The organism is Pseudoalteromonas sp. SR45-6 (genome assembly GCF_014163545.1).
Taxonomy (GTDB): domain Bacteria; phylum Pseudomonadota; class Gammaproteobacteria; order Enterobacterales; family Alteromonadaceae; genus Pseudoalteromonas; species Pseudoalteromonas rhizosphaerae.
On record NZ_JACJDM010000005.1, the window covers coordinates 65,148 to 89,780 of the forward strand.

Sequence of the window (24,633 nt, forward strand, 5' to 3'; positions counted from 1 at the left end):
AATGCAAGTTATTGATAAAAAACACATTGATAACGCCCTTGATTTTGACTCGTTAATCACTGCTATGCAGCAAGGTTTTGCCCTCGATTTTACTATGCCAAAGCGTAACGTCTATGAGTTAGATAGCAACAGCGGTAGCCGGGATGCGTTTGCTGTGTTACCTGCATGGAATGAACAAGTGATTGGCGTAAAAGCATTTACTTATTTTCCTAATAATGGCGAGGCGGGCTTTGATTCTTTGTATTCTAAAATAATGTTGTTTTCGCGCGAGCACGGCGAACCGTTGGCACTGGTAGATGGCACGAGTATTACTTTATGGCGTACGGCAAGCGTATCGGCGCTTGCGAGTCGTTATTTATCCCGAGAGAATAGTAATCATTTAGTATTTTTTGGCAGTGGTAACTTAGCCGAGTATATGGTGCGTGCGCATTTGGCTGTTCGTAATTTTAAACGAGTAACGCTGGTGGCGCGTAATCATTTAAAAGTAGTCGCCCTGCAAAGTTGTTTAGAGCAGTTATATCCTGATGTTGAGTTTGTCATTGGGCAAAGTACGCAAGAAGTAATTTACAGTGCTGACGTGATCAGCTGCGCGACCGGCTCTCAAGTGCCATTATTTGATGGCAACTGGTTAAAATCAGGCACGCATGTTGACCTAATCGGTAATCATCAGAGTGACCATCGCGAATGCGACACCGCCACAATTACTCGTAGCCGCGTTTATGTTGATAGTAAAACCAATGTATTAGGAGAAGCAGGTGAATTATTAATACCAATAAGTGAAGGTGTATTTTGCGAGCAAAGCGTATGTGCTGAATTAGCTGATTTAGCGAAGGTAAATACCGTAGCCCGTTTTAACGAAACGGATATAACGGTATTTAAATCAGTTGGTACAGCACTGAGTGACTTGATTGCTGCAAATCAAGTTTATCAATCTCTACAGAACTAATAGATAATTTGTGGTGAGTTTTTAATGTGTGTGCTGTGTGTCTGTTTTAGTTTTATAAGGTAAGTGAAAGATGAATACTGTGCTATTGATATTGGGTGTGTGTTTTATTTTTGCAGGGTTACTGCCTCTTTTTAGGTGGTTAAAGTGTAAAATAAGCAAACATCACTGGCGCGTGTGTGTGATTGATAACATCACTAATGCGGTTAATACTCGTATTGGTGCTCATGAACTATTGCCGTCACAGTCAATGTTAGTTAGCTTTAGATTTAACAATCATTTGTATAGCGTATTGGTCAGTCACGACAACACCCTGCTCACACGATTCAAACAAGGCGAGCCTTGCAGTGTATTGGTTGATAAAAATAACCCGCAAAAGGTTTATAACAACTCACAACTATGGCAAAGCTATGCATTAGTTTGGTTGGTTAGCGGTCTAAGTTTGTGCGTGGGGAGCTATTTTTTAACGTGAGGTAAACGAGCATGCTTGGTATGCAACTCACTTATATTGTTTAGTTTTTAGTTATAAAAAAAGGGGGCCAGCCCCTTGTTAAATAGTATGTTATTTAGGTGGAAGGTTGAGTAACTATTTATTAGGTTGCGATAATCTGGAATGTGGTTTGAGAATAGAGTCCCCAGTCCTTCCACATCATTGCGCCAGTCTCTATGTAATTCGCAAGCTGCGCCAAACCAGGTCATAAGTTGTGCGCCAGCAGCTGACATGCGATCCCAAGCTGCATCACGAGTCATTACATTAAAGGTGCCTGAAGCATCAGTGATCACGAATACATCAAAACCCTCTGCTAAAGCGGATAAAGCTGGGAATGCAACGCATACTTCAGTTACTACTCCAGCAATAATGATTTGTTTTTTTCCTGTAGCTTTAATAGCGGCAACAAACTCTTCATTATCCCATGCGTTAATTTGTCCAGGCCGAGCAATGTAGGGCGAATCTGGAAACATTTCTTTTAACTCAGGTACTAGCGGGCCGTTGGGGCCTTCTTCAAAGCTGGTGGTTAAGATTGTTGGCATCGCAAAGTATTTTGCACAGTCTGCCAATGCGAGTAAGTTAAAAGACATCCACTACTTTTAAAAATTAAAATGACACCTAACTTCAATACAGTTACAAGAGTTTTTATGTGTCTAATGATATTAAAAAACTCTTCTCAGAATAGTAAATGTTCATTTTTGGGCGAGTATAGCAAATAACTGGCAGCACAAGCTTCAGCCTTGAGCTGATAAAAAGTAAAAAGTTGTTTTATATGGTATTACGCTAATAGTTTTTCGCAATTTTTGCGGTTACTTCGTCGTTTAAAGTGTTGGTGTTCACAATACCGGTCAATTGCATCTGGTTTACCAACTGCACCATGAAAGACTTTAGTAAACCTACTGGTGATTTTTAGCCAGTTTTCAGGGCATATGTTTAGTTGCTCTAGTAGCGGTGGCAAAGAATGATCTATATAACCTGTTTTATCTGTTTTTATGCAGCGCCCTGTTTTATCAACAAGGTTTAGGTAAGAGTTCAGTTCAAAAGGCAAACCATTTACAGTGTGTTTTGTTGTTAAACCTGCAAAGCGAAATAAGGACCTAGGTTGTTTGGCATTTTGTGCTGCTGCAATACGTTTTTTAATACTTGTATAATTTGAGTTTTCAGGTGATGAAGCGGTTCCAGCACGGATTGGGTTTAGATCGACATAGGCCATACAAGCCACTAGTGCTGACTCATCAAGTAAAGCTTGAGATTTAAAGCGTCCCTCCCAAAATCTACCTTTACAATTATCTTCTTTATTAGCTTTGCGAGCAATGTACTCATTAAGTGATCGCATAAACCAGCTAATGTCCATTAGCCTTGAACGATATTCTCCAATGCTAGACTTTACTAATTGCAGTTCGACAGAAGAGAGTACCTCATTTTTCACAAAGCGTTGAGTTAATAAAGTACCTTTAAATGCTTTGTGCCAGCGTAAAGCAATGGCTTTATCATTTAGGCGGTTAGCTTTATTATTATCTACATGAAGGATGATATGTGTATGATTACTCATCACAGCATAGGCGCATACATCAATACAAAATATTGAAGCGAGCATTATAATTTTATCTTCAACCCATTCTCTGCGGTGCTCATACGATTGGCCCGTATGCTTGTCTATGCCACATAAATAAGCTTTTCTTACGCAACGAGATATACAGTGATAGTAGCGAGTATCACTTAGGCTAATTTGTCTTTTTCGAGCGATTGCCATAAAACCTCCAATGTTGTGTTTCTATAAAAATACTAGTCACTTTATATAGGACTGCAACTTTATGATGGGTTTGAATTGGAATCAGTTGTTGAATTTAGATTTAAGTGGGTGTCATGTAAATTTTTTATCATTATGCGACTTGTAATGAGGTGTAATGTTTTATTTCATGTCGACGTTTACGCTTATAGGGCTGTTAATCCTAGCAGCATAAACGTCACAGGAACTCGACAATGATTACTTCAAAACTTTTATTTGTGGTTCTACTTGGTACGGCATCGATTGCGCATGCTGGTACGCAGTACACAACACAACCTGCAAGCAATATTACGACAACAACGGCGCAGTTAAATGGTTATTCGGCATCTACTATTGGCTTAAGTGGTGAAATAATTGATTATGGTGAAACCACAAACTATGGCTTTAGTGTTTTAGTCACACCCGCAGGAGTTAATGGCCCTGTGAGTGCGCAAGTAGCTAATTTAGAGTGTGGAACGCAGTATCATTTTCGGTTTCATGGTGATCCAAAACCGCCCAGATCAACACTGCAAGGTGAAGATCTCACTTTTACCACGCTACCATGTAACCCCACTATATTAAACAATATCTCCCTAGAAACAGGTGGCCAATATTACCTTGTGGCTGAGAATAATGGGGGGGATACAGTGAATGCAAATCGTCTTGCAATTGGTCCATGGGAGCAATTTAATTTAATAGATATTAATGGCGGTGATTTGCTAAGTGGTGATGAAATACATATCCAAACAACATCAGGATACTATTTTGTGGCAGAGCAAGGTGGTGGGGCTGCACTTAATGCAAACCGAACTGCGGCATCAATATGGGAAACGTTCACTATAGAATTACCAAATAACCCTGGTGCATTAATTCAAAATGGTGACAACATCGCGCTTAAATCGATTAATGGTTATTACGTACAAGCGGTCAATAATGGTGGTTTTGGAACCAATGTTCTGCCTACAGTTATAGGTTGTAATGCAATGTATCCTTGCTCATTAGAAATGTTTAAAATAATATTTTAAGTGTGGGTCGCAATTACCAAAACAGTCTATTGTAAGGTAGTTGCGACTTTCAATATAATACGTTGCACTTGCTGCTGAGGTTTACTCCATAGCGCAGTGTTAACAACCGTATCAAAGTATGATATTTAATTATTCAAAGTATATATGACACTCTTAACAATCATTTTCAAAGCTCAGCTGCTCTATTTAACGAGGTTTTTTAGCATAGGGTAGACGCGTTATAGCGTGTGTTTTGTGATAACTATCTAAGCCGCTAATGGTGACGGTGTTGATTGACTCTAAATCGATAAAACCATCCTCTAAAATTGCTGAGTCTTCAACATGTAAGTCTATAATCTCACCGATTACTAACTCAGTGCCATTTACGGCAAGGTGTTGATGCTCAACAAATTTAACTGCATACTTTAAACGGCTTTGAGCAACAAACGGAGCCGAAAAATTAGCCAGATACTCGGTTGTAAGGCCTGTAGCATCAAATTCAGATTCATTTTTATCGTAACGGGCAGAAGTCTGGTGAGCTTGTTCCACAATCTCGCTATTCACTTGGTTAATAGTGTAAACACCGGTTGCTAAAATATTCTCGAAAGTATGACGAGGTACACTATGTGGGCGCATAATCATACCTACAAGCGGTGGATGCGCGCCAAGGTGAATTACCGAACTTACAATTGCTAAGTTGGTGTTGCCAGCACTATCTTGAGTACCAATTAAGTTGGCACTTTTAAAACCAGATAGTGAGTTTATTAAATGCGTACGGTAGTGTTTATCTAACTGACTAATGGCGTCTGTTGTAAAGTGCATGGTTTATCCTTACCAGTGTATGTGCTCACCTTGCCAATCAATGTAGGCGGGTTGACCTACCTCAGTGAGCTGTTCAGGTTGTTGTAAAAGAGTATAAAGTTGTGATGCTACAAACTCAGGTGTAAAGAGCTTACCTGCGGGTACATTTTTTTGAAACGGCTTAGATAAATTAGTATCTGTTGTGCCCGGATGAAAAAGAATTAAACGGGTTTGTTTTGCGCGTCGTTGCAGTTCAATAGCTGCTGTTTTGAATAACATATTAAGTGCTGCTTTTGAGGCGCGGTAGCTGTACCAGCCGCCTAAGTTATTGTCTGTAATACTACCTACTCGCGCACTTAAGGCCGTTATGGTACAAGGTATTTTGTGGCTAAGTAGCGGCGCTATTGCTTGCAGGCACAAAATAGGAGTCAATGTATTGGTGTTGAGTAAGGTATTGAAATAATGCTCATCGATATCGTCGAGTTTTTTTTCAGGCATAGATTGCGCATAATGTAGCTGGCCGTTAAAAATAACTACCTGAGTTGGGTATATTGCGCGCTCTTTAAGTAAGTTTGTTAATTCACTTAAGCGTGCTTTGGAATAGTCACAAACAAACTGCTCAACAACAATACCGACAGCGGATGTGTCAATAGAGCTGCGACTTACACAAAAAACTATAGCCTGTGGATCGTGTTTGGCAATTTCTTTTAGATACGCATTTGCAATTTCACTACTTGCACCGAAAATAATATAAGCGTTAGTCATTATTTTATCCCACAACTTGATTGACAGAAAATGCGTGTGATCTGTCTGCGGTACTTAGCAAACAGGCGATAACCTAAATCGGCAATAAAGCGTATTATGGGTAATTGTAGCAGCTTTAGCCATGAATGACGGCCAACCGTTTGCCATGCTTCAAATGTGACATCTAATCCGTAAATCATTTCACCGTTATCACGCTGGCCATGCAAAAACGCCATGGCATCGTGGCATTTTATGTTTTTAAAGCGCTGCTCAAAATCATCTTTATTTATATCTTCGAGTATTATTTTGTTGTGTGTGTCAGCACGCTTAAGTGAATCCATTTCTTTAACACAAAGCGGGCAATTACCATCGTAAAAAATAATCATAGTTACTCAAAATTCATCGATTCATTATGTCTTGTTACGAAATAGAATAAGCCTTGGATCTGTTAAATTATCCATTTGGATGATATTAATAGAGTCTTACAAATATAAAGGTAAGCAAAGTGTCGATTTTTTACCGCATTTTACACTCCACACTTAAAAATTGAACACGGCTTATTATTAGTACCTTTATGGTATAAACATCAACAATGGAGTATCAGGAATGAGTGAACAATATGCCGCCTTGCGTGGGAACGTTAATTTATTGGGGCAATTATTAGGCCAAACAATCAAAGACGCCCAAGGACAAGCGATTTTAGATAAAGTAGAAGAAATTCGAGCTTTAGCTAAGTCATCCCGCACAGGAAACGAGCAAGACCGCCATACCTTAATTAATGTTCTGCATGCTTTAACCGATGAAGAGTTACTGCCAGTGGCACGTGCTTTTAATCACTTTTTGAATCTAGCCAATGTTGCAGAGCAGTTTCATACTATTTCTCGTTTTAATGACGTGGGTTTTTGTCAGCTAAGCCCGTTAACACAAACTTTAAAAGCATTAGCTAGCCACGCACAGCAGGGTAAAATAAATCCCAATGAAATCGCAGAAAGTTTAGCTAAACTGCATATCAATTTAGTTTTAACTGCACACCCAACTGAAGTAACTCGCCGTACAATTATTAACAAACACGTTGAATTAAGTGATTGTTTAGCAGCTCTTGAGCGTACCGATAACCTGCCTTATGAGCGTGAAAATATATTAAACCGTATCGCACAGTTGATCAGCCAAGCATGGCATACAGACGACATCCGTCGTTCACGTCCAACCCCAATTGATGAAGCAAAATGGGGTTTTGCAGTTATCGAAAATAGCCTTTGGCACGCCGTTCCGCGTTTTTTACGAGACTTTAATAAAGAAGTAAAAGAGCACCTTGATTTAGAGTTACCAAACGATTACAGCCCCGTTGAATTTACCTCATGGATGGGGGGCGATCGCGATGGCAATCCATTTGTAACAGCATTAGTGACGCAGCAAGTGCTGGATCATGGGCGCTGGATGGCACTGGATTTATACAGTCGCGATATCGACACTTTAAGCACTGAGCTTTCTATGTCACAAGCCAGTGATGAGCTAGTCGAGCTCGCTGGACAAGATTTTGAACCGTATCGTGCGGTATTAAAAGTACTCAAAGCGCAAGTGAGTGAAACCGTTGCTCATCTTGGCGCTAAAATTATGAATAAGCGCACCGATGCACAAGACATCGTCACTGACATTGAGCAGTTAAAGCAGCCGCTTGAGGCATGCTACCGTTCTTTGCTTAAGAGTAACATTGCGGTGGTAGCCAATGGCTTATTATTAGATGTGTTACGTCGTATTAATAGCTTTGGTATTCGTTTAGCTAAACTAGATGTGCGCCAAGACTCATCACGCCACAGTCAGGTATTTTCAGAGCTCACTCGTTATTTGGGTTTAGGTGATTACGACCAATGGCAAGAAGAAGATAAGCAGGCATTTTTATTAGCCGAGCTTAACTCTCGTCGCCCGCTTATTCCTAAACATTGGCAACCAAGCGCTGATGTAAAAGAAGTCCTCGACACCTTTGATGTAATCGCCAAGCAAGATGCGTCGACGTTTGGTTTATATATTATTTCAATGGCACGCACAGCCTCTGATGTATTAGCAGTACAACTGCTATTAAAAGAAAGTGGTTGTAGTTTTAAACTGCCTGTTGCGCCATTATTTGAAACCTTAGATGACTTAAATGCAGGCAGCGATGTTATTACTCAATTGCTAGATAATAACTGGTATCGAGGCCAAGCTGAGGGCATACAGAATGTTATGATAGGTTACTCAGATTCAGCCAAAGATGCTGGGATGATGGCTGCCGGGTGGGCGCAATACGAGGCAATGGATAAGCTTGTACAATTGGCAGAGCAACGTGGTATTGAGCTGATATTATTCCATGGCCGTGGTGGTACTGTTGGCCGTGGTGGCGCACCTGCTGCGCAAGCCTTGCGTTCACAGCCACCAGGTTCACTCAAAGGTGGCCTGCGTGTTACCGAACAAGGGGAGATGATCCGCTTTAAATTTGGCCTACCTAATGTGGCGCTGGAAAGTCTAAACATCTATGCCGGTGCTGTGCTTGAAAGTAATTTGTTACCACCACCAGAGCCAAAAGATGAATGGCGTGATGTAATGGCGTTGATCAGTGAAAAGTCATGTGAGCATTACCGTAATGTAGTGCGTTTTGATGAAGACTTTGTGCCGTACTTTAGAATGGCAACACCAGAGCAGGAACTATCAAAATTACCGCTTGGTTCGCGTCCAGCAAAGCGTAATCCCAATGGTGGTGTTGAAAGCCTGCGAGCTATTCCGTGGATTTTTGCTTGGAGTCAAAATCGCTTAATGCTACCAGCATGGCTTGGGGCACTAACTGGTTTACAAGCTGCACTTGAAAAACACGGCATAGACACCCTTAATGAGATGAGTCAACGCTGGCCGTTTTTCAGAGCCCGTCTAGAAATGCTTGAAATGGTATTCAGTAAAGCGGACTGTTGGTTAAGTGCGCATTACGACGACGCTTTAGTTGAAGAGCAATACAAACCACTAGGTGAAAAACTGCGTAAAGAGCTCAAGCAGGCTATTTCACTGGTACAATCGTTAAGTCCACAGCAAAGTTTGCTTGCCGATCAACCTTGGATAAAAGAGTCTATTGGTTTGCGCAACCCGTATACGGATCCATTGAATGTGCTTCAAGTTGAGTTGTTAAAACGTTCGCGCGAAGCGGCAGAAGGCAGCTCTGGTGACATTGATAACGCGTTAATGATTACTATGACTGGGATTGCTGCAGGTATGCGTAATACCGGTTGATTATCCAATAATTAAGTGTGGACTTCTTTGCTGTGTTTAGCAGCGAGAGGTCCATTAATTAGTTAATTGAGCACTAACAGTGCGCTGTGCTGGTAAGGTTCGGCGCATATATTACCAAGTAAGTTATATTTATCCGCATTAAACATCTTATTTAATCTTAGTTCAGCTTAGATGTATTGAATACAGTTACTTCCTATCGTTAAGCTGTTTCAGGTTATAACTTAGTTACAACAAGGTATTTTTTGGTATCATTTTAGCAAAAAAAACCATCCTTTATTCTGTATTAACGCTCTGGTCAGACCTGATTTGCTACTAGATATTGACTGTCTGTTTTTTTTATCTAGAATGTCGGTTGTTTTGTCATTTTATGGCAATTGTACTAATAATCGAGTAGTAATTATGTCAAATGTGTCTACTTGCATCACGTATGATGCATCTACGTCATTAATAATGATGACGCTTAGAGGGACGGCAAGTGCACAGGATGTGATGAACTTTTATCAAATTGCGCAGCAGTATGTATCTATTTACGGCAGTAATAAATTACTCGTTGATGTGTCTGAATTAACGCATAAATTTCCGGCAAGTGAACTGCTGACTATTATGCCAGCAGTATCTCAGTGGTTAGCTAGTTGCTTTATTGCTCGCGTCGTTAGTTTTGATGGTTTTATGCACGATTTGTTTTTGCAAAAAGCACAGCGCTTTGATATAAAAGCAGAAAATTTTGATTGTTTTAACAGCGCGAAAAATTGGTTAGTAAATCAACCTAGCATTTAAGCGTTGAACCTTCTAAACTAGTTAGCCATTAAATCATAAAACTAGTCTATGTCTTCATTAACGCCTACAGTAAGTACTCAAACTAGCTGCGTTTTTAGCTTCAGTGAAAAACAACAGCAGCAGTTATATCTTCACGTAAAACAGCACAAGGGTATTTTAAATACCGCTGATATCACAGCTTTGTGCGCGCAATATAAGCAACCTGTCGAGGTTATACTGCGTGCCTGTTTACCTATTGCTGCAAAATTTGCAGTTGTGCCTATTTCACATTTTTTTGTTGGGGCAATTGTAGTTGGCTACGATAAACACGGTGAGCAACATTTTTATTTTGGGGCGAATGTTGAATTTGCACAACAAGCATTAAGCTTAGTGGTTCATGCTGAGCAATCGGCAATTAATAACGCTTGGCTCAATGGCGCGAAAAAAATAGCTAAAATTGCTATCAGTGATGCGCCATGTGGTTATTGTCGTCAATTTATGAATGAGTTGGCTGATGCGCAGAGCTTTGATATTTTATTACCGCAGCAGCAATTCAAGCTGGCTGATTTACTCCCTCACTCATTTGGTCCGCAAGATTTAGGTAATTCTTATAGCTTGTTTAACCCCGCTCCACAACAGCATGAATTTGTTGTAACTGATGAACTGGATAAAACGTTGTTAAGTTATGCGTTGGCTGCATATGTACCTTACTCTGAAAATTACAGCGCAGTGAAAATTAGTACTTTCGAAAATGGTAATTTTTATGGTTGTTATGCGGAAAATGCCGCGTATAGCCCGAGCTTATCACCACTGCAAAGTGCGGTGAGTCAATTGCATTTAGCCGGTTTGGCAATGACTAAAGATGTTGTCAAAGGGATTGAGTTACTACAAACGCAGGGTAAGGGAAATCAGTTAAGTGTCAGTCAAGCAGTACTGGCAAGTTACACTGATTTGCCAGTACTACAAAGTATTAGTTTAAATATTAAGCCAACAGCAGTTTAGCGGCTTCGAGTACCACGGCGACTGATTTTTTCTCAATCTCGCCGTGATCTACATTGGGGATTTCTTGGCGAGTACGATTAACCAACACACCAGCTACACAGGCGGCTTTTAGCCCCAGTGCTGCACACATTGTAAATAAGGTTGCTGATTCCATTTCATAGTTCATCACGCCCAGCTTTTGCCATTCTTCACAGCTACCTTGAAATGCTTTTGGTACATAACCCGAGTAAGTGTCGTAACGTTCTTGACCTGGGTAAAAAGTATCGCTTGATGCAGTAATACCAATATGAAAATCAATGCCTAAATTACCGCACGCATTTACCATCGCTTGAGTGGCGAAAAAGTCAGACACCGCAGGGTAGTTCAATGGCGCAAAATGTTGGCTCGCACCATCTAAACGCACAGATGCTTGGCTGATTAAAATATCACCTTCATTAATATGAGGTTGAATAGCGCCAGTTGTGCCAATTCGTAAGAATGTTTCAACTCCCAATTGCGCCAGCTCTTCTACTGCAATGGAGGTTGAAGGACCACCAATACCGGTTGAGCAAATAACCACAGAGTTACCGTTAAGTTGACCTAAGTAAGCATGAAACTCTCGGGTTTGGACGAGGCAAGTTGGGTTTTCGAGAAAAGTTGAAATACGTGCTGCACGATCTGGATCGCCCGGTACAATTGCAAGTTTTGCACCGTGTAGATCGTCGCGGGTGAGTCCTAAGTGAAATACCTTTTCCATAGCGGGGCCTTATTTATAACTTTTGTTCTAACGTCAGTTAATAACGCTAATTTATAAAGAGTTGTTATCAATTTAGCATAATTACCACAATGCATTGCCTTGTACAGGACGGATGTCCGTTATCAAATTTATTCATTCTCTTTGAATATTCAAGCAACTGACTTTAATTTGTGTCATCGCCGGTAGTTGACTTGTATTCATAGACACTATATCAATCCTACTAGGCACTCTATTTTAGTTTATACGTTGTTGGATAAATAAGTATAACCAATTGTTATTTTAGAGGTTTATATAGTTATTTAAAATGTAGCTAAAGCGGCGAGAGTAATAAAATTGCGAGTGAAAATCGGCGCGTTAATCTTTTATTAATTTTATTTTCAACAACGCTCTTTTGCATAACTACGCAAAAGCACACAGTAAGGAATTGCAATGAGCACACAATGGCACACATTTAAAAGTAAAGTTGAGCACTGTTTATGTCCGCCGGGCGATGGCGTTTTTACGGTTAATACTGCAAAAGAACGTAAAGCGGCGCTGCGTATGAAACTGTATGGGCAAGAAGATAATATCGATACGCTATGGCGTGCATCACTCGATACACTTAGTCAAAGTGAGCATAAAGCGGTGACTTTAGGTATTAGCTCTGACTGTGGTGGTGGCATTTTACGCGGCGCCAACTGGGGGCCATTGTTTTTACGCTCAACATTGATTGATCAGCAGCCTCAGGCAAAGTCGTTTGATTTAGGTGATGTAAGGGTTATCCCACATTTACTGCATGATAAATATTTAAACGACGCGACTATCAGTAATTGCCAACAGGCATTATATGATAATCCAAGCAGTGAGTATTATGTCAGCCCGTTGTCTATCACTGAAGATGTATGCGATAGCTTTTATGCAACGTTTACTGATAAAGGCATTTTTGGTATTGGTGGTGATCATTCAATTAGTTACCCGTTAACTAAAGCGTATTTGAAGGCAAAGCGTGCGCAAGGTAAACGCACTGCGATTATTCACTTTGATGCGCATACCGATTTACTCGTTGAGCGTTTAGGTATCGATTTATGTTTTGGCTCGTGGTGCACTCATATTTTAGAGTTTTTACCTGCACCGCATCATCTGATCCAATTTGGTATTCGTTCAAGCGGTAAGCCAAAAGAGCACTGGGAATCTACCTTTGGCGTTAAACAACATTGGGCCCATGAGATCATCGAACGAGGCGCACCGGCAATTGCCGCAGAAGTCATTGCTCAGCTTAAAGCTGACAATGTTGATGAACTCTACGTCAGCTTTGATATTGACGCCCTCGATGAAGAGTTTGCATCAGCAACAGGCACACCCGAAGGGAACGGTTTAACGCCGCAGCATGCTTTGGATATCTTGGTTGCTTTGGCTGATGAATTTCCGATCACTGGCGCTGATATGATGGAAATTGCCCCATTTACTGACAGTTCACTGATTGGTCAATCGAGTTCAGATACAACGCTTAGAGAAGGTGCAAAAATTTCAGCATTTTTAATTAATGCCATGAACCGCGCATAGTCAATAACAGTTCATTTAAGCAGCCTGCTACGGCATGCTGCTTTTTAAATTCACAAATCAGCTATTTGCCGTTATATTTAATTTACATCAACAGATGCTTAAAGTAATAATCGGTGGGGCAAGAGTGGCTAAGTGGTGTTATTTTTTATTTATAATCTTAAGTAATCAAAGTCTCGCTAAATTAAATGTGGTGACGGAATATTTTCCGCCTGCTCAATATCTTGATGAAAACGAACAACTTGTTGGCTATATCGCTGATAAAGTTCAAATGGTGTTAGCTTCTTCAACACTCGATTATACAATCTCAGTGTATAGTTGGAGTACCGCATTTAATATGGTACTGCGCGATCCGCAAACGTGCATTTTTTCTATGGCGCGCTCAACTTCTCGTGAAAAGCAATTTATTTGGATTGCAGAATTAGCACAGTTGAACACTTATCTTTATGCTTTGAATTCGAAAAGCATCGTTATCGATTCCCTAGAGCAAGCAAAGCAATACCGAATTGCGGTATTAAAAGATAATTACAGCCATCACTTTTTATTATCACAGGGCTTTGAAGAAGGTGTAAATCTAATGCTGATGAATAGTTTTGATAATATTTTTAAAATAGTTCAAAGCCGTCAAAGCACTATCGATATCGTCGTATTACCTGAACAACGCGTTAAATTTGAACAGTCTAAAAGGCAGGTTACTGACAAGTTAACACCAATTTTAAGACTCAAGATCACGCAACCAGCACTGTATTTTGCTTGTAACAAAGCGCTAGATAAGCCAACTCAAACCAAACTCAGCAACGCATTCAACGCGTATCAGTAAGCTTTTATTGTTGGTAATGCACTGATATTTAATTACTTTTAATATTAATTAAATTTAAATTGCCCAACCTTTAAAAGGGGTTATAATCCAGCTGCTTTTGCTTATAAAAGCGCTTATTTTTGGAGTTATAAATGGGTGACTTAATCGGGATTGGTTTATTAATCTTGATCAGTGCGTTATTTGCTATGTCGGAAATCGCCATCGCAGCATCACGTAAAATTAAATTAAGAGTCATGGCTGACGAAGGCAATGCTAAAGCGGCTGCAGTGTTAAAGCTGCAAGAGCAACCCGGTGCTTTTTTTGCCATGATCCAAATTGCCCTTAATGCAATTGCTATTTTAGGCGGTATAGTGGGCGAACAAGCGCTTTCACCTTATGTTGAAAGTGTGCTTGTGTTATTTTATCAAGGACCGTTACTGGCGCAAATTAGCTTTTTACTGTCGTTTTTGACAATTACTTCATTGTTTATTTTATTTGCTGATTTATTACCAAAACGCTTAGCTATGATCCTACCAGAGGCTGTTGCGGTTCGCGTAGTCACGATTATGCGTTGGGTAACGTATGCATTAACACCGTTAGTATTGTTTTTTAATGGTGTAACTAACATTGTTTTACGCTTATTCAATGTGCCGGCAGAGCGTGAAGACATTGTAACCACCGAAGACATAGTCGCAATGATGGATGCAGGCGCAGAATATGGCAGCTTACAACAACAAGAATATGATTTAATTGGTAATGTATTTGATTTAGAAGCGCGCTTTTTATCGAGTGTAATGTCACCTAGAGATCAAATAGTCTACTTTGATATTAACGAAGCCAGCGATAGTATTTCGGGCAAAATCATTGATCATCCACATAATCATTTTTTGGTATGCAATGGCAATTTAGATAAATTAATTGGCTCAGTTGAATCAAAAGATATTCTTCGCCAAGTGCTCAAAGGCGATGCAGCGAATATTAACGACGAAATGCTCGAAAAAGAGATTTTTTATCTACCAGAAACACTGAGTTTGTCAGAGGCATTAAATGCCTTTAAAGGCGCAGCAAAACCCTTCGCAGTGGTGGTAAATGAATACGCACTTGTCGTGGGAATTGTGACAGTTAAAGATCTTATGAAAGGCTTTATGGGAGATTTGATCACCCATAATGGTGATGAATTAATTATCGCACGTGATGCAAATTCATGGTTAGTTGATGGTTTAACCCCAGCCGTTGAGCTGGCAAAAGTGCTCGGTGTGGATGAATTTCCAGATCAAATGCATTATGAAACTGTTGCCGGATTTTTAATTTATACCATGAAGCGAATTCCTAAACGAGCAGAATATATTCAATACGCAGGTTTTAAATTTGAAGTTGTGGATGTTGAAGGGATCCGAGTTGAACAGTTATTGGTGTCTAAAATACTACCGGTAGAACCAGCCTTACAATAAACGTGAGGCGCTATGCGCCTCATTATTTATTCAAAAGCGCCTTTTATTATTGCAAAGCCGTGCTCAACCATATGAATGCCATTACTCCATACATGTTGTGGCGCTAAAGTGTTGCTATCAAGTAAAACTAAGTCGGCGTCTGAGCCTTTGCTAATAGTGCCTTTTTTAATCCCCAGTACATTAGCGGGATTAGTGGTTATGGCCATTAATGCGTGCTCTATACTCACCTCATATTGATGTACAGCTTGTTGAAAAGCACCTAACAGAGAGGCTTCTTTACCAATTTCAAGCCCGAGCAAATTAAATTGCTCGTCAAATATTGGCAGGCTGGCATGGCCATCTGAACTCATAGTCAATTGTGTTGGCTTAACATTGTGTGTTAAACAGTAAGCTAACGCTTGCGCGGCAGCATATTCGCCATGAGCAAGATCATACTCAGTTGTGCTGGTGGTAAAATCAATTGTACCGCCGGCTTCACAAAATAAAATCCCAGCGTCAAGCAGCGCTTTATTTCTATTCATGTGTGTTGGATAAAACTGACTCAATGAAATATCAGTATTTTTATCAACCTCATGCAGAATCGCTAAGTGACTATTAACGGGGCCGACATGAATGCTCACGGTGCCTTTTTTTGCGCTTAGCATGCCGGCGACTTTTGCTTCTGCTGCCAACTCTGCGAGTTGTTGAACGGTGGGTTGGCTGCTACGGTGATCTGAAATTGCCACTTCGCCTACGCCAATAAACTCGTCAATATACATTAGGTCATTTGTAATACTACCCGTCAGTGTTTTAGCGGGTAAGTGATAAGAGCCAGTATGGCAAAATACATTAAGACCAAGCTCTTTTAAGCCTTTCGCTTTAGCAACTAAGTTGGTTAGTGTGCGACTGCTTGAATCAGTGCCCAGCGCTGCAATAACGGTTGTAATACCTGCTAAGGTGGCATCAGTTAAGTTCATTTCTGGCGTTCGACTAGTAAAACCTGCTTCGCCGCCACCGCCTGTAATATGGACCAAAGAGTCAACAAAGCCTGGTACTAGAATGTTTCCTCGGCCATCGATAATCTTTACTTCGGTATTACTTTCTAGTTTGATCTCGGTTCGAAAATCAATCACTTTAGAACCAGCGATGAGTACATCCATCTGCCCTTGAGGGCTTGGAGTATAAAGGTTTGCACCTCGAATTAATGTCAACATAGTGAAGTCTTTTTATTGATAATTGATAAAATAAGCAAGAAATATGAAGCCGCTTGCTAAAGTAAATAATGCTAAAGTGAAACGCCAAATAAAGGCTGCCCATTCGCTCCAATCAAGCTTTACAATACCTAAGCAACCGATCAAGCTGGCTGAGGTTGGAATGAATATATTAGTTAAGCCATCGCCAAACTGAAAAGCTAATACCACAATTTGTCGTGAGACATTGAGTAAATCGCCTAATGGAGACATCAGTGGCATAGTGATAGCGGCTTGACCTGACCCTGAAGAAACAAAAAAGTTAAACACACTTTGAAATAATAACATTCCCCATGCCGCAACAAAGTCTGGTACCGCAGCGATACTACTAGCACTATGATAAAGTAATGTATTTAAGGTTGACGGTGCATTTAAATCACTGCCGCCAAGTAATAATACCACCCCTTTGGCAAGAGCGACTAACATGGCTGCGGGCAACAATTCTTGTGCGCCATGTTTAAATGCATCAGCACTTTGGTTAGCTGTTTGTTTATTAAAAATACTGGCGATAAAAGCACTGAGCACACCAATACAAAAAAACTGTGCTGCGAGCTCTGGAATATAGTATTGGCGCGCCATCACACCCCACACAACCCAAGTAATACCCGTTATAAAAGTAATCAAGATAAGTTTATCGGCGGTATCTAATTTTATATCAGTATGGGAGTCGCTTTGCGCGGTGTTAATGGTTCTGATCGAGTTGGCATAACGTATAGTAAAAAATAAACCAAATAGTGTAAACACAACCCATGCGATCATTCTAAAGCCAGCACCAGAAAAAACTGGTATTTCAGCAATAGATTGTGCAATTGCAATACTAAAAGGATTCATCCAAGACGTTGCAAAGCCAATTTGTGTGGCAACATACGTAGTTAAAACCGTTACTTTGGCATCATAGCCGAGCTGTTTCATGATCGGTAGTAAGACAATACAAAAAGCAATGGCTTCTTCGCCCATACCAAATACTGCGCCACCTAACGAAAATAACACAAATAATAATGGTAGAAACAGCCATTCAACTCGCTGAGTTTTATTGATAAGCGCCATAATACCGTTATTAATTGCGCCTGTTTTCATAATGATACCGAACGCGCCGCCGGTAATTAATATAAATGCCATGACACCGATGGTTGCGCCGTACTTGTCACCCGATACTAAACCTTCAAACAACACATTTGCCAGGCCAATTTCACCGCCTTCAGCAAACAGCGGCGTTTGCTCGCTTACAGCCACTGTTTGGTATTGAGAAAGTTCAACACTGTGGCTATCTTTTTGGGCGTTAAACATCCCAGGAGTAATAAACAAGGTTGCCAAGTAGGCAATTAATGCAACTGATAACAAGATGATACTTGCATCAGGCATAGTAAATTGTTTGTTTTTCATAATTTCACTTTTCGCAAAGAAATAGGTTGCTTAGACTAAGCCGCACACCTGCTTATTTTAACACGAAGTTTATTTGAATAAGTGACCTTACTCTACAAAGCAAAGCCACTTAGTACAATTTGGATGGTGTTACGCACAGCGACTAGTGCTGCGCGTATAATTTTTAGAAACGATAGCTGACACTAAATGTATAACGCGCGCCATAAGCATTATGGTTTATAGAATCAAAACCACGACTTGAGCCGTATAGCTGTGGCGGCTCTTTGTCAAAAATATTATCAATGCGCGCTCTTAAGGTAAGGGCTTTATTTACGTAGTAACCTGCAGATAAATCCCATACGAGCCAATCGTCAACTTGATGATTACCTTGTGAGTCAAGTTTACCTAAACTTTCCAGTTCATCAATTTCACGGCCTCGAAGTCCTTCAATGTCATCATCATAGCTGCTGGTGTAATTTGCGCCAAGGTTTAGGTAGTAGCTTTGAGCTTCCCAATCGATTGACATACGACCGATGTTTTCAGGGTAGCGATATGTACCCACTAGCTTTTCAATTGAGTCTGAGCCCGGTTTGTTGCGTTCAAATTCAAGGTAGTGAGTACCGTCAAAAGCGAAGGTTAAGTCGCCGCCAGATAACGCAAAGCGATGGTCAAATTTAATATCAATACCCGCTAACGTTTGTGTGCCGGTATTTTCAAGCGGAATGACATGGTCGCGGAATAAGGGTAAGTAGTCTTCACCAGGACGGGGATTAAAGTTATCTGGGTTTTTATCGCCAGCTTTGTTATCTTCATCAACATAGTTAGCTAAAATCTCAGTAAGATTAGCGCCATCTTGCTCGATATTTAAACCGCTATTGTCAAAGACACCACATAGCTCATTTTCGTAAGAAATACCTTGCTCGCCTTCTGGGACAATACCGCAATGGCGCAGTGATGCATCAGTAATGGCACGATCTAGCACCGCAGTCATATTAGTATCAATCACTTCTTCGTGATCAAACTGCCAGTAATCAACGGTTAGGTTAGTATCAGCGCTTGGGCTCCAAGCAAAACCAACACTAATAGCTTCTGATTCTTCTGCTTTAAGATTTTTATTTCCAAGCTCGAGTGAGTTAACACTTACCTCTGTTCCTTGGCCCATACAATAAAGATCAGATACTGCTTGGTTAGCACCGCAATCGAAGGTTGATTGAGTGGTTCTTAATTTAACACCAGCTTGCGTAAGAGAAGGGGCACGGAATGACGTAGACCATGAGCCACGTAACACTAACGAGTCGTTAGGACGATAGCTTAAGCCTATTTTTGGATTAAAGGTGCCGCCAAAATCGTCATAATGATCGTAACGTCCTGCCGCCTGTAGCTCAACTTGATCGGTCAATGATACACTTATTTCTGCGAACGCCGCGTATTGAGTGCGATCAGCCTCTGATAAGCTCGAGCCAAAACCAAATACATCCACTAAGTAGCGGTTTTCAGGGCGTGCTTGCGAGTCAAGTGATGGAATGTCAGTTAATTCTTCACGGCGAGCTTCAACTCCAAATGATGCATAAGCGGGTAAATCATTAAAGGTGAATAGTTCACCGTTAAAGTTTGCATCCCAGCCGTATACGGTGCTTTCGCCACTGCGTGTTGGACGTGCCTGTGCCGTTGCTAAAACCGCATCGTTGGCGGCATCGCCTTGCACAAATGGATTATAAAATGGCAGTAAATCGCCTGATACACAGTTAAGGTTCGCGCCGTCGTAGTTTGCTAATGTACCGTCTGAGCATAGTTCACCAGTAATGCCGGCATGAAATTGATAGCGATTGTAAATACCATCAATGGCTTCTTGCTCAGAGCTTGAGCGAGAAAAGGTTACGCCTGACTCCCAGCTCCAGTCACCAACATCACCTGCAAGGCTACTCACTAAGCGGAAGTTTTTAGTTTCTACTTCGACAGTACGTGGGGCATTAAAACGCGCATCAAAGCCAAAGCCATAAACTTCGCGGCCAGCTTGCGTATCAAATGGGTCAATATACAACTGATCCATCAAATCATTACTGCCATCTGCATTATCATAAATGAACAGCGCATCTTCTAAAATGAAAGGGCCATCTTCATCATTTATTTGATTAATCGGTGAGGGTGACGAGTACGCTTTTGCCTTTGTTTGGCTATAGAAAAAGTCAGTATGCCAATCAAGACCGCCTAAGCTGCTATTGAACATAAAGCCAGTCGATAGACTTTCGAATGGCGTATCCAGATAATCGTCTTGATTTGGGTAATAGGCACAAATATCTTCACCAAGTTCAGTTGTAACTAATTCAGTCTGGCAATTTGGCGCTGGCAATTCATTCCCATCACGCGAGCTGTAATAATAAATATTTGGCGCGTTTTCAAGTTTTGGTAAGTACGAATAACTATTCACCAGTGGTGATGATGCAGTGAAATCTCGATCGGTTGCTTTAAATGCGTTACGGTCAAAAATATCGGCAAAAACCGTTAAGTTACTCTCACCAATTTTTGTACCGTATACTAGGTTAAGCTGTTTTTTACCTTCGTCATGGCTGTTAAAGCTATTTGCGTAGGATGCGTTTACTTCAGCGCCTTCAAAGTCATCTTTTAAAATATAGTTAATTACACCTGCTACGGCATCTGCACCGTAAACCGCTGATGCACCGGTTGCAAGAATATCAATACGCTCGATAGCTGCAAGTGGAATTGAGTTCACATCGACAAAGTTTTCCGTGCCAGCGGCAAATGAACTGGGCGCAACACGGCGACCATTAATCAGTGTTAATGTGGCTGATGGGCCCATGCCTCGTAGGCTTGCCGCAGATTGTCCCGCAGGTGTTGAGGTGGACGTGCCACCGCTTTCTGAAGTGGAAAAAGTGCCGCTACCACCTTTGAACACGGATAAATCCTTTAGTAATTCGTGAATCGTGTTGGCGCCAGAGCGTTTGATGGCATCTTGGTCTAATACCGTTAGTGGAATCGTTCCTTCAAGATCGACGCCTTTTAAACGTGATCCGGTGACTTCTACTCGCTCAATGTTTTCAGCTTTAGTGTTTTCTTGCGCATACAAAAAAGTTGGGCAAAGCACTGCGCTTATTGCCGTTGCAATTGTTAATTGACGAAACATATTGGTTTACCTTTGTCTTTATTTTAAGCACAGGCGTACTGTACAGTGCTTATTTTTTGATTATTTAGACAGGGCCGTGATCGATAGACACAGTTAGCCCCTCACAGAGAATGTGAGGCAGTGGCTACTCGTCAAACCACTCCGAAAGGTAGTGAGGAGAGTAGAAATATGTACACAGCGATGTTGCGTTTTTAAACATAATTCCAATCCAAAAGGTTTTTGACAAAGCTAGTATTTGGGTGCTAGCTTACTCGCGATTTAAAAGTTCCTTATTTTTATAGCAAGCATAAAGTTTTACTGCAAGCTATTTTTTATCATTTTTTACATGAGTATAACATTATGGAAAACTTTCGGGAACATCTTACAAAGAGCTCTAAATGTGGTTTTTTTGCTGCTTTTACACTGGTAATGGCCGCTTTTTCGGCGAATATATCTGCAAGTCAAACTGAGCAAACCTTGCTGTTAATTGGTGGTGCATTAACGACTTGTTCAAGTTTTAGTCCTAAAAATTGCATTGAAAAAACATCATTAATAGGAAAAAAAGCGAATCAATTTCAATTGACGGGCAAAGCACTACAAGAAATAAAAAGCCAATGGCCTGATGATAGTACTAATAATCGCAATGAAACCTTGCGGGTTTTATCAAAAATTGCCAAGCAACAGCCTAATCTTATCGATAAAGGGTCGTTGCTATGGGCTTGGCGGGATTTAGATAGCCGCTCGCTCAATAATTTAACTGATCGAGAATATAACTTTGTCACTGATATGCTGGAAGTGGCGGTTGTTGATGCTAAAGGCCAGCGCATAAAAGAAACGGTGCAAAGTAAACAAAATAATGAGCCGGCTGCTAATGATATAGTTAATTTTATTTCTGCAACAGCTAAAGTAAATAGTAAACAGCCGAGCTTATTAGCTATCACAGCATCGAGTCGCGACCCTTATGAATCGGCTGACTTTTACGAAGGCTTACTGGATTTTGATCGTATTAAAAGTTCATGGCTGGCATTAACTCCGGCATTAGCGCAAGCAATCACAACTGGGCAATGTGAAAAGCTAGCGCAATTTCGCCAGCAAAACATGCAGGTGTTTAATCGCCACAAAATCTATCCTGACCGTATTCAAGCTGAGCAACAACTATGCGACGCGGGTGTTGATAATTTAGTTGCAAAAATCGAATCAGCAACAGGTATTATGCTCAATGGTGGCGATCAAAGTTTAACTCGAAAAGTGTTATTTGATGATACGGGCAAGCCGTATCCATGGACCGATGCTATACGTTCACGTCCGCTATTGGTAGGTACAAGTGCAGGCACAGCCATTCAAAGTGGCGGCAGTAACCAGTTTGGTAGTGTTGCTATGATCACTAATGGCACTAGTTTAGCTGCATTACGTGATGGTGCGCACGCAGTTTCTGCACCGAGTGAACGTTGTGAAGATGATTGTAATCAAGGGCTAAGCGCAGATACATTAACCTATCAAACTAATGGTGGGCTGGGCAGCTTTAGTGCAGGTATAGTTGACACCCATTTTAGTGAGCGAAATCGCACTGTGCGTTTAGCGACATTGCTTGCAAAAACAGGGCAACAGTATGGCTTTGGTGTTGATGAAACGACAGCTTTAGTGTTCATAAAATCACAACAGAGTACGATTGTGACAGTGCTAGGTAAGCATGGGGTTGTGCATTTAAATAAGGGCAAAGATAAATACAGTTTTGATTATTCATTTTGGCCAGCTGGTGCGATTATTGATGTAACACCTCAAGGCTACCAATTAAACCAACGTACTATAGACAGTGCTTTGCCTGCAATTAAAATACCGCCTTTGCCAATGCAGCGTTTTAATAACATACTCACTGATGCTAAATTGCGCTCGCTTACTCAAGCAATGTGTTTAGCTAATGAGCAGTCAGCGGTAGGTCAGCAAGATGAGTTTATAGTGACTTTAAATGCCAGCAAAAATACCCAGTATCAGAGAATAAGTCCAAGCAGTTATGGCTGTGCAATTGAACGACTTAGCGTTAATATTACGACGATTCAATGATGCTTTGATGAAGAGCTACTGTTACTCACAGTAGCTTTTCTTTAAATGACTAAGTAATGTGTTAAATTGTCAACAACACCAATTTGGATATATTGCTACCCATTTACCCTCAAATCTTACAACCGATGATTGAACATCTGCTTGCTGTGTCGCTTTTAGTTCCAGACGTTCAAAATGACTACTTTTAATGTTTACTGCATCTGCATTGTTATGCTCATTAAAGATAAAATTAACTCTTTTTGTACCTGCAATTAGCAATCGAGTTGTTCTGTTTTTTAGCTCACCGTCAAGTCTTTTTACATCACTTTACATGCTCTTAGATCTTTTAAAAATAATTCTCAATTAACATTGGAAAATGTAATAATTTAATTTAGAATGATCGTTCATTCTAAATTAAGGGTAGTTAACATGCAGCGTTCTCGCGTCGTTCTTTTTACTGTCACCGCTTTGGCAAGTGCAGTTGCTTTATCCGGTTGCGATCAAACTCAGCAGGCGAATGCGCCTGCTTCGCAGCCAGCTCCTGTTGGCGTAATTACATTAAAAAGCCAACCATTAACACTTACTAAGGAGCTTCCTGGACGAGTAACTGCGTCTCAAGTGGCGGAGATTCGTCCTCAGGTAAGCGGTATTATTCAATCACGTTTATTCACTCAAGGTGCTGAAGTTAAAAAAGGTCAGGCTTTATATCAAATCGACCCAGCTACATTTGAAGCGCAAGTGGCAACCAGTAAAGCCGCTATTAGTAAGGCACAAGCAAGCATTGCTAATGCAAAGGCTAAATCAGATCGTTATTCTGAGTTACTAGCAATAAAAGCGGTCAGCCAACAAGATTTTGATGAAGCCGACGCAAGCTATAAAGGCGCCCAGGCTGATTTATTAACGGCTCAAGCGCAGCTTAAAACCGCACAGATCAATTTTAACTATAGTAAGGTTTCATCACCTATTAGTGGTCAAATTGGCAAATCGAACGTGACCGTAGGTGCTTTGGTAAGTGCTAATCAAGCAACCGTGTTAGCAACCGTCACTCAGCTTGACCCAATTTATATTGACCTTACACAGTCAAGTAGTGAGTTGACTCGCTTGAAAAAAGCGATTGCCAATGGTGAGCTTGACAAAGATCTTACTGCGCAATCAAAGGTTGAACTCACTATGGAAGATGGCTCAGTGTATCCGCACACTGGCACTTTGCAGTTTTCTGAAGTGGCTGTTGATCCAAGCACTGGCTCAGTGACTTTACGAGCAGAATTTCCAAATCCAGAAAAGCTATTATTACCAGGTATGTACGTCAGAGCTGTGGTTGTTGAAGGTGTTAAGTCTGATGCTATTTTAGTACCACAACGTGGTGTGAGTCGTAATAGCAAAGGTGAGCCTACAGCGATGGTGGTGAGTAAAGACAATACTGTTGAAGCGCGAGTATTAAAAACTGACCGCACAGTAGGTGCTAACTGGTTAGTGACAAGTGGCTTGAACGACGGCGATCAACTGATTGTTGAAGGTTTACAAAAAATAGCACCGGGCGCACCTGTTAATGCAGTGCCTGCCGACTCAGCTGCTAAAACTCAATAACGGAGCATT

The 24,633-nt window shown here is 40.8% G+C and carries 19 protein-coding genes and 1 pseudogene; 11 read left to right on the plus strand and 9 right to left on the minus strand.

All coding sequences use genetic code 11. The features are described from left to right. The first annotated feature begins 1 nt into the window (after nt 1). Both H5158_RS03985 and H5158_RS03990 read left to right on the plus strand, forming a co-directional pair. Entirely contained in the window at nt 2–946 is a 945-nt protein-coding gene (locus tag H5158_RS03985) for an ornithine cyclodeaminase family protein (protein ID WP_182717610.1), read from the plus strand. Between the two features lie 178 nt (nt 947–1,124). Continuing rightward, on the plus strand, nt 1,125–1,415 hold the full coding sequence (locus H5158_RS03990) for a hypothetical protein (protein ID WP_259399412.1): 291 nt from the start codon (nt 1,125–1,127) through the stop codon (nt 1,413–1,415). A 47-nt stretch (nt 1,416–1,462) separates the two neighbouring features. On the opposite strand, the pseudogene ycaC reads toward H5158_RS03990, so the two are convergent. Then, nucleotides 1,463–2,014, minus strand: a pseudogene (gene ycaC / locus H5158_RS03995) (isochorismate family cysteine hydrolase YcaC); the annotation flags it as partial. 197 nt (nt 2,015–2,211) lie between these two features. After that, on the minus strand, nt 2,212–3,186 hold the full coding sequence (locus tag H5158_RS04000; RefSeq protein WP_182739493.1) for a transposase: 975 nt from the start codon (nt 3,184–3,186) through the stop codon (nt 2,212–2,214). Nucleotides 3,187–3,416: 230 nt separating this feature from the next. Between H5158_RS04000 and H5158_RS04005 the strand changes: the two genes are divergently transcribed. Continuing rightward, nucleotides 3,417–4,226 (plus strand): peptidase S8, encoded by an 810-nt coding sequence (locus H5158_RS04005; RefSeq protein ID WP_182739494.1) that lies wholly within the window; start codon nt 3,417–3,419, stop codon nt 4,224–4,226. Nucleotides 4,227–4,412: 186 nt separating this feature from the next. Here the strand turns inward: H5158_RS04005 and H5158_RS04010 are convergent, their stop codons facing one another. From H5158_RS04010 to H5158_RS04020, 3 genes are read right to left on the minus strand one after another with little or no spacing between them, the layout of a single operon-like run. Continuing rightward, entirely contained in the window at nt 4,413–5,027 is a 615-nt protein-coding gene (locus H5158_RS04010) for a flavin reductase family protein (RefSeq protein WP_145234432.1), read from the minus strand. Nucleotides 5,028–5,036: 9 nt separating this feature from the next. Next, entirely contained in the window at nt 5,037–5,771 is a 735-nt protein-coding gene (locus H5158_RS04015) for an SDR family NAD(P)-dependent oxidoreductase (protein ID WP_182739495.1), read from the minus strand. Then, entirely contained in the window at nt 5,771–6,136 is a 366-nt protein-coding gene (locus tag H5158_RS04020; RefSeq protein WP_182739496.1) for a thiol-disulfide oxidoreductase DCC family protein, read from the minus strand. Before H5158_RS04020 ends, H5158_RS04015 begins: the two co-directional genes overlap by 1 nt. Nucleotides 6,137–6,356: 220 nt before the next feature. Here H5158_RS04020 and ppc point away from each other — a divergent pair, with 220 nt between their 5' ends. The 3 genes from ppc to cdd all read left to right on the plus strand — a co-directional run bounded on the left by ppc (nt 6,357) and on the right by cdd (nt 10,760). Next, entirely contained in the window at nt 6,357–9,002 is a 2,646-nt protein-coding gene (gene ppc / locus H5158_RS04025; protein WP_182717606.1) for a phosphoenolpyruvate carboxylase, read from the plus strand. Nucleotides 9,003–9,401: 399 nt separating this feature from the next. Beyond that, nucleotides 9,402–9,779: a hypothetical protein gene (locus H5158_RS04030; protein ID WP_145234423.1), complete on the plus strand. Its 378-nt coding sequence runs from the start codon at nt 9,402–9,404 to the stop codon at nt 9,777–9,779. A gap of 48 nt (nt 9,780–9,827) precedes the next feature. Further along, nucleotides 9,828–10,760: a cytidine deaminase gene (cdd, locus tag H5158_RS04035; protein ID WP_145234421.1), complete on the plus strand. Its 933-nt coding sequence runs from the start codon at nt 9,828–9,830 to the stop codon at nt 10,758–10,760. Here the strand turns inward: cdd and udp are convergent. Beyond that, a complete protein-coding gene (gene udp / locus H5158_RS04040; protein ID WP_149979966.1) occupies nt 10,741–11,496 on the minus strand; it encodes a uridine phosphorylase in 756 nt (251 codons plus the stop codon). The two genes, cdd and udp, sit on opposite strands and share 20 nt — an antisense overlap. Before the next feature lie 429 nt (nt 11,497–11,925). Between udp and H5158_RS04045 the strand changes: the two genes are divergently transcribed. The 3 genes from H5158_RS04045 (at nt 11,926) to H5158_RS04055 (ending at nt 15,285) form a co-directional block, all read left to right on the plus strand. After that, nucleotides 11,926–13,038 (plus strand): arginase family protein, encoded by a 1,113-nt coding sequence (locus H5158_RS04045; RefSeq protein ID WP_182717603.1) that lies wholly within the window; start codon nt 11,926–11,928, stop codon nt 13,036–13,038. Nucleotides 13,039–13,072: 34 nt separating this feature from the next. After that, complete coding sequence (locus tag H5158_RS04050; protein WP_259398738.1) at nt 13,073–13,855, plus strand: ABC transporter substrate-binding protein; 783 nt, start codon at nt 13,073–13,075, stop codon at nt 13,853–13,855. A gap of 131 nt (nt 13,856–13,986) precedes the next feature. Next, complete coding sequence (locus H5158_RS04055; RefSeq protein ID WP_149979967.1) at nt 13,987–15,285, plus strand: hemolysin family protein; 1,299 nt, start codon at nt 13,987–13,989, stop codon at nt 15,283–15,285. Nucleotides 15,286–15,311: 26 nt separating this feature from the next. Here the strand turns inward: H5158_RS04055 and iadA are convergent, their stop codons facing one another. From iadA to H5158_RS04070, 3 genes are all read right to left on the minus strand, one after another. Next, nucleotides 15,312–16,478 (minus strand): beta-aspartyl-peptidase, encoded by a 1,167-nt coding sequence (gene iadA, locus H5158_RS04060; RefSeq protein WP_149979968.1) that lies wholly within the window; start codon nt 16,476–16,478, stop codon nt 15,312–15,314. Between the two features lie 12 nt (nt 16,479–16,490). Further along, complete coding sequence (yfcC, locus tag H5158_RS04065; protein ID WP_182739497.1) at nt 16,491–17,897, minus strand: putative basic amino acid antiporter YfcC; 1,407 nt, start codon at nt 17,895–17,897, stop codon at nt 16,491–16,493. A gap of 163 nt (nt 17,898–18,060) precedes the next feature. After that, nucleotides 18,061–21,018 carry a TonB-dependent receptor domain-containing protein gene (locus tag H5158_RS04070; RefSeq protein ID WP_182739498.1) on the minus strand — a complete coding sequence of 986 codons (2,958 nt, stop codon included), beginning with the start codon at nt 21,016–21,018 and terminating at the stop codon, nt 18,061–18,063. Nucleotides 21,019–21,357: 339 nt separating this feature from the next. Between H5158_RS04070 and H5158_RS04075 the strand changes: the two genes are divergently transcribed. Then, nucleotides 21,358–23,058, plus strand: coding sequence for a cyanophycinase (locus H5158_RS04075; RefSeq protein WP_182739499.1), 1,701 nt, complete (start codon nt 21,358–21,360; stop codon nt 23,056–23,058). 408 nt (nt 23,059–23,466) lie between these two features. Next, entirely contained in the window at nt 23,467–24,624 is a 1,158-nt protein-coding gene (locus H5158_RS04080) for an efflux RND transporter periplasmic adaptor subunit (RefSeq protein ID WP_182739500.1), read from the plus strand. The last annotated feature ends 9 nt before the right edge of the window (nt 24,625–24,633 follow it).